Source organism: Lacticaseibacillus sp. 53-4 (genome assembly GCF_016861805.1).
Taxonomy (GTDB): Bacteria; Bacillota; Bacilli; order Lactobacillales; family Lactobacillaceae; genus Lacticaseibacillus.
Window position 1 is genome coordinate 89,888 of sequence record NZ_BOLT01000004.1, and the last position, 14,272, is coordinate 104,159.

The 14,272-nt window shown below is 57.7% G+C and carries 10 protein-coding genes; 2 read left to right on the plus strand and 8 right to left on the minus strand.

What is annotated here, in order from left to right; translation table 11 throughout:
* Positions 1-56 precede the first annotated feature (56 nt).
* Entirely contained in the window at positions 57-1,457 is a 1,401-nt protein-coding gene (locus JUF21_RS02895) for a C69 family dipeptidase (RefSeq protein WP_203623329.1), read from the plus strand.
* A gap of 51 nt (positions 1,458-1,508) precedes the next feature.
* On the opposite strand, the gene JUF21_RS02900 is transcribed toward JUF21_RS02895, so the two are convergent.
* The 8 genes from JUF21_RS02900 to JUF21_RS02935 form a co-directional block, all read right to left on the minus strand.
* On the minus strand, positions 1,509-2,303 hold the full coding sequence (locus JUF21_RS02900; RefSeq protein ID WP_203663013.1) for a Nif3-like dinuclear metal center hexameric protein: 795 nt from the start codon (positions 2,301-2,303) through the stop codon (positions 1,509-1,511).
* Positions 2,287-2,994: a class I SAM-dependent methyltransferase gene (locus JUF21_RS02905; RefSeq protein WP_203623331.1), complete on the minus strand. Its 708-nt coding sequence runs from the start codon at positions 2,992-2,994 to the stop codon at positions 2,287-2,289. Before JUF21_RS02905 ends, JUF21_RS02900 begins: the two co-directional genes overlap by 17 nt.
* 99 nt (positions 2,995-3,093) lie before the next feature.
* Positions 3,094-4,407, minus strand: coding sequence for an RNA polymerase sigma factor RpoD (rpoD, locus tag JUF21_RS02910; protein WP_203663015.1), 1,314 nt, complete (start codon positions 4,405-4,407; stop codon positions 3,094-3,096).
* 19 nt (positions 4,408-4,426) lie between these two features.
* Entirely contained in the window at positions 4,427-6,247 is a 1,821-nt protein-coding gene (dnaG, locus tag JUF21_RS02915; protein ID WP_125754536.1) for a DNA primase, read from the minus strand.
* 124 nt (positions 6,248-6,371) lie between these two features.
* Complete coding sequence (gene glyS / locus JUF21_RS02920) at positions 6,372-8,438, minus strand: glycine--tRNA ligase subunit beta (RefSeq protein WP_203623333.1); 2,067 nt, start codon at positions 8,436-8,438, stop codon at positions 6,372-6,374.
* Positions 8,438-9,337, minus strand: coding sequence for a glycine--tRNA ligase subunit alpha (gene glyQ, locus JUF21_RS02925; RefSeq protein ID WP_203623349.1), 900 nt, complete (start codon positions 9,335-9,337; stop codon positions 8,438-8,440). The genes glyS and glyQ overlap by 1 nt, the downstream gene beginning before the upstream one ends.
* Before the next feature lie 253 nt (positions 9,338-9,590).
* Positions 9,591-10,163 carry a TIGR00730 family Rossman fold protein gene (locus tag JUF21_RS02930; protein WP_203624482.1) on the minus strand — a complete coding sequence of 191 codons (573 nt, stop codon included), beginning with the start codon at positions 10,161-10,163 and terminating at the stop codon, positions 9,591-9,593.
* 67 nt (positions 10,164-10,230) lie between these two features.
* Positions 10,231-13,383, minus strand: a complete 3,153-nt coding sequence (locus tag JUF21_RS02935; RefSeq protein ID WP_203663018.1) for an MMPL family transporter — start codon at positions 13,381-13,383, stop codon at positions 10,231-10,233.
* A gap of 159 nt (positions 13,384-13,542) precedes the next feature.
* Between JUF21_RS02935 and JUF21_RS02940 the strand changes: the two genes are divergently transcribed.
* The gene (locus JUF21_RS02940; protein ID WP_125754540.1) at positions 13,543-14,136 is read left to right on the plus strand and encodes a TetR/AcrR family transcriptional regulator; all 594 of its coding nucleotides are present in this window, start codon (positions 13,543-13,545) and stop codon (positions 14,134-14,136) included.
* The last annotated feature ends 136 nt before the right edge of the window (positions 14,137-14,272 follow it).

The window sequence follows — 14,272 nt, forward strand, 5'->3', positions numbered from 1 at the left end:
ACCCGCAACTCGTACCCATGTGTTCTTGATTTGTGAACAAAGAAAGGAAACAAACTATGACACGTTCATCTTGCACCAGTATTTTGATTGGCAAAAAAGCGACCGCTGACGGCAGCGTCATGATTGGCCGCAATGAGGACTCAAAAGCCGCCTGGCCCAAGCACCTCGTCGTTCATCCGGAAACAAACGGCGCAGATCCGGTGCCGTTTACCTCCAAAGCCAACGGGTTCACGCTTTCCTTGCCCGCGCATGCGTTGAAGTACACCGCCACCCCGGAATGGACCGATCAGTACGGCCTGTTTGAAGAAGCCGGCATCAACCAAGTCGGCGTCGCGATGAGCGCCACCGAAAGTGCCTACGCGAACGCCCGGGTGCTGGCCGGCGATCCGTTCGTGCCCGACGGCATCTTGGAAGAAGCCATGGTGACAGTGGTCCTGCCCTATTGCCACTCGGCGCGAGAAGGCGTCAAGCGGCTGGGTGAGATTATCTCCGCGCAAGGCACCGATGAAGCCAATGGCGTGCTGTTTGCCGATCACGACGAGGCGTGGTACATGGAAATCGGCTCGGGCCACCACTGGGTAGCCGAGCGTATCCCGGATGACAGCTATGCCGTTGTCGCCAACCAGCTGAGCATTGAAGTGATCGATTTTGACAGTGCCGACTACTTCACCAGCCCCGGGCTTGCCGCCTTCGCCGAAGCTCACCATTTGTGGAAACCGGGCACGCCGTTTAATTTCCGCCGCCTCTTCGGCACCGATACGCCGTTTGACCGCACCTACAACACGGCGCGGGTGTGGGACGGCCAGCGTCGCCTAACTCCTAGCCGCGTCAGTGGCCCGACAGATGACCTGCCGTTCACCCTCAAGCCTGACCAGTTGCTGCATGTGGATGATGCCTTTCGCGTGCTTGGCGGGCACTTTGAGGAGACGCCGTACGATCCGGTCGATCCCAGCGCTGCTGCGCCACATCGTTTCCGCCCAATCAGCCTAGCCCGCACCCAGGAAAGCCACGTGCTGCAGCTGCGGCCGAATCTGCCCGAGGAGCTGGCGGGCATCCACTGGCAGGCCATGGGCGTGGCCGCAGAAAGCCAGTTCGTCCCGTTTTTTGCCGGCACCACCACCACGCCTTTGGACTACCAAGTCGGCGCCCTGCCGCCCAGATCGGATTCCGCGTACTGGCAGTACAAGCTTGCCAGCGTCTTGATCGACGCCCACTACTGGCACTTCCAGCAGGCACTGCAGCAAACTCAGACAGCCACGCACGCAAAGCTGCTTGCCAATATCGCCCAAACCGATGCCCAAGCGAATACTGCCCCTGATTTGGCAGTGCTGGCCACCAGCGCGAGCGCGGCCAATGCAGCAATTGCTAAACAGGCTTGGCAAGCCTTCACCGCGCGGCTGCTTCAAGAGTCGGCCGACCTCAGCCCGTTGAACTTCAACACCGACGACCAGCTTTAATGCAACTCAAAGGCGCCTCCTGCAATTGCAGAAGGCGCCTTGTTTGCATAGTCAGATAAAGGTAAACGGATCAGTGTTCAGCGTCGACGCCACCACGTGCAGCGGCCAGTTGTTCTGCTCGGCCCAGCCGATCAGCAGCTCGCGTACCTTATTTTTCATAATGGATTCGATATGATGGCCAGGGTCGATCACCGGCAAGTGATGCGCCAGCATGTCGTGGCCGGTGTGGTAATAGACATCACCGGTGACGAACACATCGGCGCCGGCCTTCAGGGCATCCGGATAAAACTGGCCGCCGTCGCCACCGACAACTGCCACCGTTTGCACCGGCAGCGTCAGATCATCGGCAATCACGCGCAAGCCGTCAACGTTAAAGATGCTTTTCAGTTCCCGGGCAAACGCCTCGACCGTGGTTGCCGTCTTCAGCTCGCCGACTCGGCCCATGTTCGCCTCATCGCCGGCCTCAATAAACGGCTTCACATCGGTCAGATGCATGGCTTCCGCCAGCCAGTCGTTCATCCCACCGTTGGCCCGATCTAGGTTGGTGTGCGCCGCGTAAACTAAAATATCATGCTTGGCGAGTTCACCGTACATGGCATTTTGCGGATCGGCGTAGTTCAGATTCCGCGGGGCGTGAAACACCGCCGGATGATGGACAAAAATCATATCCGCGTTCAGCGCGATGGCCTCATCGACCACTTCCGGGCGCACGTCCAGTGTCACCAGTACCGTGTGAACGGCGCGCGTGCCGTCGCCGATCTGAATGCCAACCGGGTCCCCCGGCACCGCCAGGGTCTGCGGGGAAAACTGTTCGAATTGGGTAATGATATCATTTCCGCTCAGCATGGCTTTCCTCCTTCAACAGCGCCAGGCGCGCCTGCTCCGCCGCAATTTTGGCTTTCGGCACAGCGCTGGCATTGGCCAGCCCCTGCAGGACTGCTTCCGTCTTTTCAATGTCCAGTGCCAACTGTTGCACAAACAGCGCGCTGCGCTTGCGCCGCAGCACCGGCCCCAAAATTAGGTCCGCTTCGGTGTAAGGCACCTGCGGCCGGGTCTGGCCGACACTCATCAGCGGATAGACGTGGCCGGCGTCTGCCACCAGGTCCTCATCCAAAATGCCAAACTCGTGCGCCGCCAAAAAGCGGCGCAGTCCTTCGGCGTCACGATTGGGCCCGAGAATCAACGTCTCGGTGCCATCCAGGTGCTCCATCCCGGCGTCAATGATTGACTCGATCAGTTGCCCGCCCATCCCGGCGATGTAAATTGTGTCTAAGGCGTCTGCCGCCGTCAGGCCCGCCAAGCCGTCTGCTTGCCGGACCACGATGCGGTCAACCAGTCCGGCGTCATGAATGTTAGCCTTGGCAATCGCAACCGGGCCCGCCCCAATGTCGCTGGCGACGGCAAAGTCGATCTGGCCGGTTTGGGCGAGATAGATGGGGAGATAGGCGTGGTCGGTGCCGATGTCGGCGATGCGGCGGCCGTCGTTGTTCAACGCCGCCAAATGGGCGAGGCGCTTTGATAAGTGAATGGGTGACATGATCAAACTCCTTTGGGTATTGGATGAGTCTAGTATACACGAACCAGCACTGCTTTCGCTGGCAAACAAAAACGCCGGCCGCAGCCAGCGCATTGATTGCTATTCCAAAAAGTCCTTGAGCTGCTTGGAGCGGCTCGGGTGGCGCAGCTTGCGCAGGGCCTTGGCCTCGATCTGCCGGATCCGCTCACGCGTGACGCCGAAGACCTTGCCGACTTCTTCCAGCGTGCGGGTGCGGCCATCGTCGAGGCCGAAGCGTAGACGCAGCACGTTTTCTTCACGGTCAGTCAGCGTGTCAAGCACGTTTTCTAGCTGCTCCTTCAGCAGTTCGTAGCTGGCGTGATCCTCTGGCGAGGTCGCGTTGTCATCCTCGATGAAGTCGCCCAGGTGGGAGTCATCCTCTTCCCCAATTGGCGTTTCAAGGGAAACTGGCTCTTGCGCGATTTTCAGGATTTCGCGCACCTTCTCGGTCGGCATATCCATCTCAGCCCCGATTTCCTCCGGCGTTGGTTCACGCCCGAGGTCTTGGAGCAGCTGGCGCTGGATGCGAATCAGCTTGTTGATGGTTTCGACCATGTGGACCGGGATGCGAATCGTGCGGGCCTGATCGGCGATGGCACGGGTAATGGCCTGACGGATCCACCAAGTCGCGTAAGTCGAGAACTTGAAGCCCTTGCGGTAGTCAAACTTCTCGACGGCCTTCATCAAACCCATATTCCCTTCCTGAATCAGATCCAGGAACTGCATCCCCCGCCCAACATAGCGCTTGGCGATGGACACGACCAGCCGCAGGTTTGCTTCGGCCAGCCGCTGCTTGGCTTCCTGATCACCTTGCTCGATCTTTAGGGCCAAATCGACTTCCTGGTCCGCCGTCAAAAGCGGCACGCGGCCGATTTCCTTCAGGTACATGCGCACCGGATCGTTGATCTTGACGCCAGTCGGTGCCGACATGTCAGATAAAGCCTTCTTGGAAACCGGCTTTTCCTTCTTCAAGCTGGCTTCGGCCGGATCGCCGTTTTCGTCGACAATGGAAATCCCGTTGTCTCCAAGCTGCTGCATCAGGTCATCGACGGCTTCGCTCTTCAGCGCAAACGGCTTGACGATTTGCTTGACCAGCTCTTCGTTGGTGATTTCTTTATCTTTCTTGTAGTCCTTGATCACCTTTTTGACTGCTGCATCGTATTTCTTGGTCTCTGCGGCAGTCGGCTTAGCACTAGTTTCCTTGGCTGATGCCTTTTTTGCCGCCGGCTTTTTGGCAGTGGACTTAGTCGCTGCCTTGGTGACGGTTTTTTTCGCCGCCGCGGTGGTAGCTTTGGTGCTGGAAGCAGGCGCCTTCTTGGCCGTGCGCTTGGCGGCTGGTTTGGCCTCAGTCGTCTTCTTGATGGTTTGTTTCTTTGCAGTTTCTTTTTCAGCCATAAAAGTGCCTCCTATAACTTCATTCTTCAGCTGCAGTCTTAAGCTGACGCTGCAGCTGAATATACTTATCTAACAACGCGTCAACAGTGGCGTTATCGCCAAGCTGCTGCGCCTGGGCCAATTGCTGCTTCACGGCCTGAAGCGATCGTTTGACGCCGCCCTGCGCGATCGCTTGAATCAGCGCAGTGACGCCGTCATCATCCGTTTCAGGGTGATCCTCAAACTCGAGGGTCGCGACCGTGGGACTGGTTGCTGGATCCAAAGTATCGATAAATCCGGCGACCGTGGGTGACGGGTCGCTTTTGGCGTACGCGACCCAAGCATCAAACAACTGCTGGTACACGGCATCAGGAAACTGGAAGTCAGTTTGATGAAGCCGCGTGGCCACAGCTGACTGGTGGAAACTCAGCTGAAGCAGCTGGCGTTCGGCCTTTTCAAACCGGTCGTAATGTGGCGCGGCAACCGGCGGCGCGGCCGCCTGCTGGCCAAAGTCCTCCGGCGGCGGTGGCGGGGTACCCCAGTCTTCGCTAGTGGCCGGCTTTGGGTTGATTGATGGCAGCTGCTGGCGCAAGGTTTCGGCCGGGACCCCGGTCAAATCGCTCACCTGTTTGAGGTACAGGCTCTGCGCGACCGGCTCCCTTTCCTGGGCAATTTCCTTGAGAGCCGCATCGATGTACGCCAGCTTATCCTGGTCGGCGGTCAAATCACGGTCTTGCACCAGGTAGTTCAGGCGAAAGCCAATTGGCGTCAGCGTGTGTTGGACCTGCTTTGCAAACGCCTCAGCGCCCTTGGCCTGGATGAAGTCATCCGGGTCTTGACCATCAGGCAGCACCACCACGCCCACTTGCAGCTGCGGGTGGTCTTTTACCAGTGCCAGGGCGCGGTCTGCGGCGCTTTGGCCAGGTGCATCACCGTCGTAACAAATCGTGAGTCGCTTAGTCTGGCGGCTAATGATGCCGACCTGCTCCTGCGTCAAACTCGTGCCCATTGAGGCAATGCCGTTTGGCACCCCCGCCTGGTAGGCCGCAATAACATCCATGAACCCTTCAAACAGCAGCGCGCCGCTTTCCTTGAACGCATTTTTGGCCTGATCGAGATTGAACAGCACGTCACGTTTGTTGAACAAGGCGGTTTCGGGGCTGTTCAGGTACTTGGCCTGACTGGCCTCTTTGGTGAGGATGCGCCCGGAAAATCCGATCACGTCGCCGTACGCATCTTTCAGCGGGAACATGACGCGATCGTTGAAGCGATCAAACAGGTGCCCTTGATCATCCTCGACGAACAGCCCAGAGGCGCGCTCTTCGTCGTAACTGACATCGCGACTGTCCAAAAATTTCTTCATCAAGCTCCGGTCGGCGGGCACGTACCCGACTTCGAAGTGATCGATGGTAGCCTGGCTCAGTCCCCGGTTTGTGAGATACGCCAGCGCGGGCTCGCCACCCTTAGTGTTGACCAGCAGGTGGTGCATCATGTCGGTCACTTCGCGCAGCAGTTGCTTTTGCCGCGTCTTCGCCGGGTCTTCCGGCTGGCGCGTTGGGGTCACCGTCACGCCAAGCGGGATGTTGGCAAACGCCGCGACCTTGGCCACGGCTTCAGGAAAGGTGACATGGTCATACTGCATGACGAAATCAAACACATTGCCGCCGCGCCCGCAGGAGAAACATTTAAACAGCTGCTTGCTTTCCGACACCGAAAACGAGGGGGTGTGCTCAGCCTGAAACGGGCACAAGCCGAACAGATTTTGGCCTTGCTTGCGCAGTTGCACGACCTGGCCGATGTAATCGGCAATATTCACGGTCGTGCGGACCTGATCGATCACTTCTTTCGGGATTCGAGCCATTCGCGATCCTCCCTCCCATAGCGGTAAAAAGTCGCACTTCAAGGTTGAAATGCGACTTCGTTTTTGCCATTTACGACAGACTAATACAAGCTAAAGTATAGCCGGTGTGCCGCGGAAAAGCAAGCTATTTAACGATGACGGCGGTGATGTCGCCAAACTGATGAATGAGGCTGGCCAGCCCGGTCAGCTCGGCTAAGCGGTTGGTGCGGACCTGCTTATCGTCAGCCATGATCATCGTTTCGGTAAAGTAATCGGTGATGACCGCGGTTAGCCCGCGCAGCGCCTGGTAATTCGCCTCACTCGGCTGGGCCTCAAAGTCAGCCTTGACCGTGCTGACGGCGTCGTGGAGCGCCTTTTCGGTGCTGTTTTCAAACAACGCCACGTTGACCGCCACATTTTGTGGATCCTTGTCAGCAATCCGCAGCACGCGGCCGAGGGCTTCCATGGTCGCCTTAAAGTCAGGATCGTCCTGATGTGCAGTGAGGATCTTGGCGGCGTCGATCATCCCCGTGAGGTCGACTGTTGGGGCGTTTTGCACGGCGTCCAAGATGTCGTGACGGATTTTGCCGGTGCCCAGGAACTGCCCCACGCGGTCGCGGAAAAAGTCAGTGACGGCGGCCTGATTCTTCCCCCAGTCGAGGCCGGCCAGCTGATCATTTTGGGTCAGCTGCGCGACGACCTGTTTCTGCAGTGCGGACACATCGAACTGCCAGTGCTGTGCGGCCACCATCCGGACGATGCCGTATGCCTGACGGCGCAGCGCGTAAGGGTCGTTTGAGCCAGTCGGGATCAGGTCAACAGCAAAGAAGCTCATCACGGAGTCGAGCTTATCGGCAATCGCGAGCAAGGTGCCGATAGTTGACTGCGGCAGTGCCCCGTCCGCTGAAATCGGTTCGTAGTGTTCGCGAATCGCCTGCGCGACGGCCGGGTCCTCCCCGGCCAAGGTGGCGTAGACCTCGCCCATCACCCCTTGCAGCTCGGCAAATTCGCCGACCATGGCCGAGACTAGGTCAAATTTATAGATTGAAGCCGCCCGCAGCAGCTTCTGCTTGTCGGCGTCTGCAAGGCCCACGTGATCGGCCAGCAGCCCGGCAATGGTCTTCACGCGCGCCATCTTCTCCGTCATCGACCCGATCTTGTCGTGGAAGCTGACGGTCTTCAGGCGATCCACAAACTGGGCGATCGTCTTCTTGCGGTCCTCCGCGTAGAAGAACGCGGCGTCTTCCAGGCGTGCCGTTAGGACCTTGACGTTCCCCCGGATCACATTGTCGAGGTGATCGGCGTTGCCGTTGCGGACCCCGATGAAGGCGTTGACCATTTTGCCTGCTTGATCGCGGGCGTAAAAGTAGCGCTGGTTATCCTTCATCGAGGTGATCAACACGGCTTCTGGAATGTCGAGGTATTTCTCGTCAAAACGGCCCGCAAAGGCGGTTGGCCATTCAACCAGGTTGTTGACCTCTTCCAGCAAATCTTGATCCAGATCGATCTGCCACTGGTTATCCGTGGCGATTTTGGCAATTTGGGCTTTGATCAACGCCTTGCGCTCGTCGGCATCCACCAGCACCTTTTCACCGCGCAGGGCTTCAACATAATCGCTGGCCTGCTTCAAGTCGACCGGATGGCCAAGGAAGCGGTGACCTTGGGTGCGGCGGCCGGCCTTGATATCCAGCAGCTGCATCGGCACCACCTGGTCATCAAGCAGCGAAACCAGCCAGTGAATGGGCCGGATATACTCGAAATCGTAGCTGCCCCACTTCATGCGGGTTGGGAAAGTCAGACCCTTGATCACGTCGACCAGCCCAGGCAAAATCGCTGACGCGGGCTTGCCAGCTGTCTGCTTGTGCAGGTAAACGTACTCGACGCCTTTCAGTTCGCGGAACTCGATGTCATCAACGGTCATCCCCTGACCGCGCGTGAAACCGATGGCGGCCTTGCTCCAATTGCCGGCTGCGTCCTGCGCGATTTTCTTGGCCGGGCCCTTGACGTCTTCTTCGGTGTCTGCCTGCTTGGCCGCCAGACCCAACACTTCGATCGTCAGGCGGCGCGGGGTGGAATAGGTGTTGATCGTTTCATAATCCAGGTGGTTGTCCTTGAGAAACTGGCCGGCTTTTTGCGCGAATTGGGTCACGCTTGGGGTGACCACATGGGCGGGCATATCCTCCAAGCCGATTTCTAGTAAGTATGTTGCCATTAGTCTGCCTCCTCTACCTGGTGCTTCAAAAGCGGGAAGCCCAGCTTCTTGCGCTCTTCAACAAACGCCCGGGCGACCTTGTGCGCCATCTTGCGAATTCGGCTGAGATAGCCGGCCCGTTCGGTGACCGAAACCACGCCGCGCGCATCCAACAGGTTGAAGGTGTGGCTGCACTTCAAGATGTAGTCATAGGCCGGGTGCACCAGGCCGAGATCCATCAAGCGCCAGGCTTCCTTTTCGTACGCATCAAAGAACTTCAGCAGCATGTCCTGGTCGGATTCCTCAAATGAGTACTTGGAGTGCTCGTATTCCGGTTCCTTGAAAATGTCGCCGTACAGCACACCGTCGCCCCATTCGAGGTCGAACACCGAATTCACGTCCTGAATGTAGGACGCCAGGCGCTCCACCCCATAGGTGATCTCGCTGGTCACCGGTGACACTTCAAGGCCGCCGACGACTTGGAAGTAGGTAAACTGGCTGACTTCCATGCCGTCAAGCCAAACTTCCCAGCCAACTCCGGCGCAGCCCATTGACGGGTTCTCCCAGTTATCTTCAACAAAGCGAATGTCGTGTTCGAGCGGGTCGATGTTCAAAGCGCGCAGCGAATCCAGGTAATAGTCCTGAATATTCTCCGGCGACGGCTTCATCACGACCTGGAACTGGTGGTGTTGATACAAGCGGTTCGGGTTTTCCCCGTAGCGGCCGTCAGCCGGCCGCCGGGACGGCTCAACATACGCCGCGGCCCAAGGCTCCGGGCCGATGGCGCGCAGGAACGTGTAAGGACTCATGGTGCCGGCCCCTTTTTCTGTGTCATAGGCCTGCATCAGCATGCAGCCCTTGTCAGCCCAGAAGTTTTGCAGGGTCTGAATCATTTTCTGGACACTCATTTTCTTGGTCATTGCTTCCTCTTTTCTGGTCATGAAAAAAGCGCCTCTATGCCAAAATCAGCATAGGGACGCTTGCGCGCGGTTCCACCCTACTTCAAGTCAGAGACTTGCCCTTACTTAAACATGGCTCGAAAACGCCCGTCGCAGCTCGGCCGGCAGGGCTTTCACTACCCCCTGCTCGCTGCATGGCCCATGGCCTGCGACGCTTTTTCTCATCACCGATTCAATTATTTTAAGTATAGCACGCCCCACCTGCTGGTCAAGTTCAGCCCTGTTTGGGGTAGGTGCGAAGAACCGGCGGCGTGTAGTGGTCGATGAACTGCCCAAGGACGCTTAAGTCCGCCGTGAACAGCAGTTTACTGCGATCCGCCGCGGACAGGAACCCTTTTTCGACCATTTCATCGTAAAAGACCGCCAGGGAATCGTAATAATGCGCCACGTTGTAAAACGCACAGGGACTGGCGTTATCGCCCACCCGCGCCCAGGAGAAGGCCTCGCTGATCTCCTCCAGCGTGCCGGCCCCGCCAGGCAGCGCCACGCAGGCGTCCGCCAAAGCCAGCATTCGCTTCTTGCGCGCCGCCATGTCCGAAACGACCTCAAGGTTCTGTAATCCGGCCAGGGCCGCGCCGCGCGCATACAGATTCTCCGGCATCACACCGTGCACCGTGCCGCCGGCCGAGAGCACGGCCTCGGCCAGCGTCTTCATCAGGCCGACGCCACCGCCGCCGTACACTAACTCAAACTGGTTTGCGACCAGCCACTCGCCCAGTTCACGGGCCGCCTGCTCATAGACTGGGCCGCCTGAATAGGCCCCACAATACACCGCCATTTTTCTCATTGCGCCACCTCCGCTGCCAGAATACCACAAAACCCACAGTCATTAAGCCTGCGGGTCCTGTCAAACATTAGTCTTCGTCTTGATCTGGCGCCTTGTGCTCACGCTCGTTGTGCCACTCGTTCAAGCTGACCAGTGCCGACATCGTGATCGGCAGCAAGATGACCAGTAAAATCAGGCCGATGATGACGCCCAGCGCGACTTGAATCAGCGTGGTGACGCCACTAGGCATCAGGGCCGCAAATGTGCCGCCCAGGATCACCGCCGCGGACAGGACGACTGCCCCGATGGTCGTGGCCGCCTTCAGCATCCGGATGCGAATGTCAGGTTCCTGACGCCCATCGCGGAAGCGAACCATCAGGAAGATACTGTAGTCGACGCCAAGGGCCATCAGCATGATGAACGTGAAGAACGGCGTGTTCCAGCTGAGCAGCGGCCGACCCAACACAACATTGGACAGCAGCCGCGTCATGCCCATTGAGGCGACATAAGCAGTGATCAAAGTCCCGAGGATCGTGATCGGTTGCAGCACGGACTCGGTAACGAAAATCAGCGCAATGAAGATCCCAATCACCATGATCGAGGCGGTGCGCAGGAAGTCGCCGTTCGCAAGGCTGCGCAGGTCGTGATTCTGAGCGGTTTGGCCGCCAATCGCGACGGTGGTGCCAGCCAGGCTGCTGTGCTTGACCTTGGCCGCCAAATCACGCTGCAAGACGCCAAAGCGCTTGTCTGTCTGATCGGAGTTCGGATCGCCTTTCAGCACAATGGTCATGGTAGTGATTTTGTTGTTGTCACACATGTAAGCATCAAGTGCCGGCTTAAAGGCCTTGGAATGGATCGAGGCCTTAGGCAGGTAGAACTGGTTGCCCATGTACGACCCTTGAAGCTCAGTCAGGTACTGATCCATGGAGTTTGACCCTTTTTCCAAGGCTGATAACCCATCGGTCGCAGACCCTAACCCATCTTCCAGCTTGGTCAGCTGGCCGCTCATCTGCTGAAGCTTGGTGTTCAGCTCCTGCACGCCGGCATTGACCTGCTGAGAGCCAGCGGTCAGCTGGCCGGCGCCACTATTCAAGGTGGCGCTATTAGCCGCTAACTTGCCGGTTCCGCCGGCTAAAGTCGACGCGCCGGCCGCCGCCTGGCTGGTGCCATCGGCTAATGTGCCAATGCCGCTGACGGCTTGGTTGGTGCCAAGGCTCAACGCGGCCAGGTTGGCGGCCAACTTCTGCGTGCCTTGACTCAAGGTCCCCGTCCCGCGGCTGAGCGCAGCTGCCCCACTGGCCAGCTGCTGGGCCTGGGCCTGATACGCCTTCAAACTGCTTTGAAGGGCGGTCAGCTGCGTACTCATCCCGGCGGCGCCTTGCGTGAGGCTTTGCACACTGGCGTTAAGCTGGCTGGTGCCGCCGGCGACTTGACCGGCGTACTGACTCAAGCTAGCGGCACCGGCATTCGTTTGAGCGACGCCGGCATTGACCGCCTGCGCGCCTTGACTGAGTTGACTTGCGCCGCTCGCCAGCTGGCCAGCACTGCGATTCAAGGCTTGCGTCCCGGTATTCACGGCCGAAACCCCTTTGCTCAGGCTTTGAGCGCCGGTGTTCGCCGCATTGACGCCGGCCGTGTACGTACTCAGGCCAGCCTGCATCTCCTGCATCTTGCTTTGCAGCTGATCAGTCCCATCGGCCAGCTGCTGGACTTGGCCCATGCTGCCGGACACATTGGCGGCCTTCATTTGGGTGCTTGCGCCGCTGAGCCCGGACTTAATTGTGGCTAAGCCCTTTTCGGAAGTCTTGAGGCCCTTCGTGATGGTATTCAACTGCGAGCGCAGGTACATTTGATCCAGCTTGCTGCCACCAGGTTCCGTGACCGAAGCCACCGTTTTGACCCCAGGTTCTTTTTGCAGGTACTGGGTGAGTTCGTCGACGGCAGCCAGTTTGGCCGGCGTGTCCAGCGGCGTCTTGCTTTGAATGTACACCGTCGCCGGCTCGGTCATTCCCTTGGAGAAGTGGTCTTCAATCACCAGGTAGCCCTGTTTGGACTGGTAGGTGCTTGGCACTTCTTCTGCGTTATTGAAACTCTCCTTGGCATTCATCATGGCCAGGGTAAACGGGACCGCCAGGACCGCGATGGCTGCCAGCCACAGCGCGGGCTTGCTCATCGAGGCGCGAGACAGGCCATACCACAGCTTGCTGGAGGTTTCAGCGCCATCGATCTTGCTCGGCCAGAACATCCTGGCCCCCAAAGTGGCCATGAAGAACATGTTCAAGGTCAATAGCACTGGCAGCAGCACCAGCACCCCGATTGCAACTGCTGAAGCACTTTGGTAGAAAGAGAACTTCGCCAGCCACAACACAGAAAAGCCAATCAGCACTGAGACCCCGGAGTACAACACGGTGCGGCCGCCGTGGCGCCGAGTCGCCCGGGTCGCCTCAAGCGCAGACTTGCCTTTGGCCAGCTGACCCTTGAAGTAATCGTAAAGCAGGATGTTGTAATCCGTGCCGATCCCAAACAGCACGATGACCATGAAGACCTGAGTGAAGTTGGAAATTGGGAAGTTCACGTATTTCGCTAGGTTCATCACCACACTCAAGCTGGTGATAAAGGCGACCCCAACGTTGACCAGTGATAACACTGGGACAATGGGCGAGCGGAACACGATGATCAGGACGATAAAGATAAAGATGATCGCGATGATCTCGGTTTTTTGAATGCCTTTTTCCGTGACGTTGGTGAAGTCGTCATTTAAGGCATCGGCACCGGTCACATACGTCTTCAACCCTTTGACCTTCAGCTGAGCGCGCAGCTTGGCCACTTGTGTCTTGACCAGCGGGCCGTCTTTAACGGTGATCTGCGCCAGCTGGGTGGTCTTGTCCTTAGCAATCAGCTGCTTGCGCGTTTCCGCGTTATCGTTGGGCCGCATCACCGACTTGACGCGCAGCCCGGACTCGCTTTTCAGGTCGTGCAGCGTGCGATCAATACGCTTGGTCTGAGCCGCAGTGAGTGCCTGATTGCCGTTTGAGAAAACCGCCGTGTAGGTGCGCACTGGTTTGCCATTCGCCTTTTTCTGGATGCGCGTGGCAACTTCGCTTTCGACATTGCTTGGCAATTTTACCGCACCGTTGTCGCGCACTAAGGCGTTGACATCGGGCATAAACACGACCGCCAACACAACGACGATCAGCCAGGTGATGGCCGCTAAACCATGATGTTCGAAAAATTTCTTCATGTGAGAACCCCTCAATCACTTGTATACTTTTAGACACTTGTCAAACGTTCAAGGCTATGATAAAGTACAGTCGAAAGTCAGACAAGGGACAATAAATGGCCTATCGTCTGGATTTAGACAATAGGTGAAAATAGTCCAGAAAGCAGACTGAAGGAGCACATGAAAATGAAATACGATCCCAGCCAGAAACTCACGCGCGGTGCTAAACGAACCCTGTATGCGTTTTCAGAAACCATGTTTAATTTGCTTGGCGAAAAGCCGTTTGACAAGATCAGCGTCAATGAGCTCTGCCAGGAGGCCGACTACCCGCGCGCAACGTTTTACAACTACTTTGATGACAAGTACGACTTGCTCACCTACTGCTGGTATCGGCTGCGCCAAGAAGTGAAGCTGGATTCGCTGTCCGCCGCCAAAAGCAGCGAGACCTTTCTGGAGGCGTTCGCGCAGATCTACAACGTGTTCGACACGCACAGAGAGTTGCTGGTCAAAGTCGTCGCCCACAATCCGCTGGATTCGCCGCTCGTCTTTAACTTCACTAACTACTTCACTGGGGTGTTCTCAAACCTCATGGCCGCCAGCGATCAGCCCAAGCGCCTCGAAACGCCGATGGAGCTGGTGGCGCAGCATTACAGCACCACCGTTCTGTTGATCCTCGAATGGATCTTCCTGGCCGGCCATCACGTCTCACTGAAAACAGCCGAGGCTTACGCGCAGGAGCTGCTCGCACCAACCATGCTCAAGGCCTTAGCCTAAAAAGAGGCTGAGACACAAAGCGGGTTTAGCCCAAAGCACAAACGCCCCTGCACCGTGATTTGTTTTTCAAAATCGCGGTGCAGGGGCGTTTGTGTGCTTGGGCGTTGCTTTGTGGAACGCGACTACCCAGTTATGT

Excerpts from the sequence above, each read along its gene's own strand:
- glyQ (WP_203623349.1), bottom strand. The coding sequence starts at position 9,337 with ATGACCAAGAAAATGAGTGTCCAGAAAATGATTCAGACCCTGCAAAAC.
- glyS (WP_203623333.1), bottom strand. The coding sequence starts at position 8,438 with ATGGCAACATACTTACTAGAAATCGGCTTGGAGGATATGCCCGCCCAT.
- rpoD (WP_203663015.1), bottom strand. The coding sequence starts at position 4,407 with ATGGCTGAAAAAGAAACTGCAAAGAAACAAACCATCAAGAAGACGACT.
- JUF21_RS02905 (WP_203623331.1), bottom strand. The coding sequence starts at position 2,994 with ATGTCACCCATTCACTTATCAAAGCGCCTCGCCCATTTGGCGGCGTTG.
- JUF21_RS02940 (WP_125754540.1), top strand. The coding sequence starts at position 13,543 with ATGAAAATGAAATACGATCCCAGCCAGAAACTCACGCGCGGTGCTAAA.
- JUF21_RS02895 (WP_203623329.1), top strand. The coding sequence starts at position 57 with ATGACACGTTCATCTTGCACCAGTATTTTGATTGGCAAAAAAGCGACC.
- JUF21_RS02930 (WP_203624482.1), bottom strand. The coding sequence starts at position 10,163 with ATGAGAAAAATGGCGGTGTATTGTGGGGCCTATTCAGGCGGCCCAGTC.
- JUF21_RS02935 (WP_203663018.1), bottom strand. The coding sequence starts at position 13,383 with ATGAAGAAATTTTTCGAACATCATGGTTTAGCGGCCATCACCTGGCTG.
- JUF21_RS02900 (WP_203663013.1), bottom strand. The coding sequence starts at position 2,303 with ATGCTGAGCGGAAATGATATCATTACCCAATTCGAACAGTTTTCCCCG.
- dnaG (WP_125754536.1), bottom strand. The coding sequence starts at position 6,247 with ATGGCTCGAATCCCGAAAGAAGTGATCGATCAGGTCCGCACGACCGTG.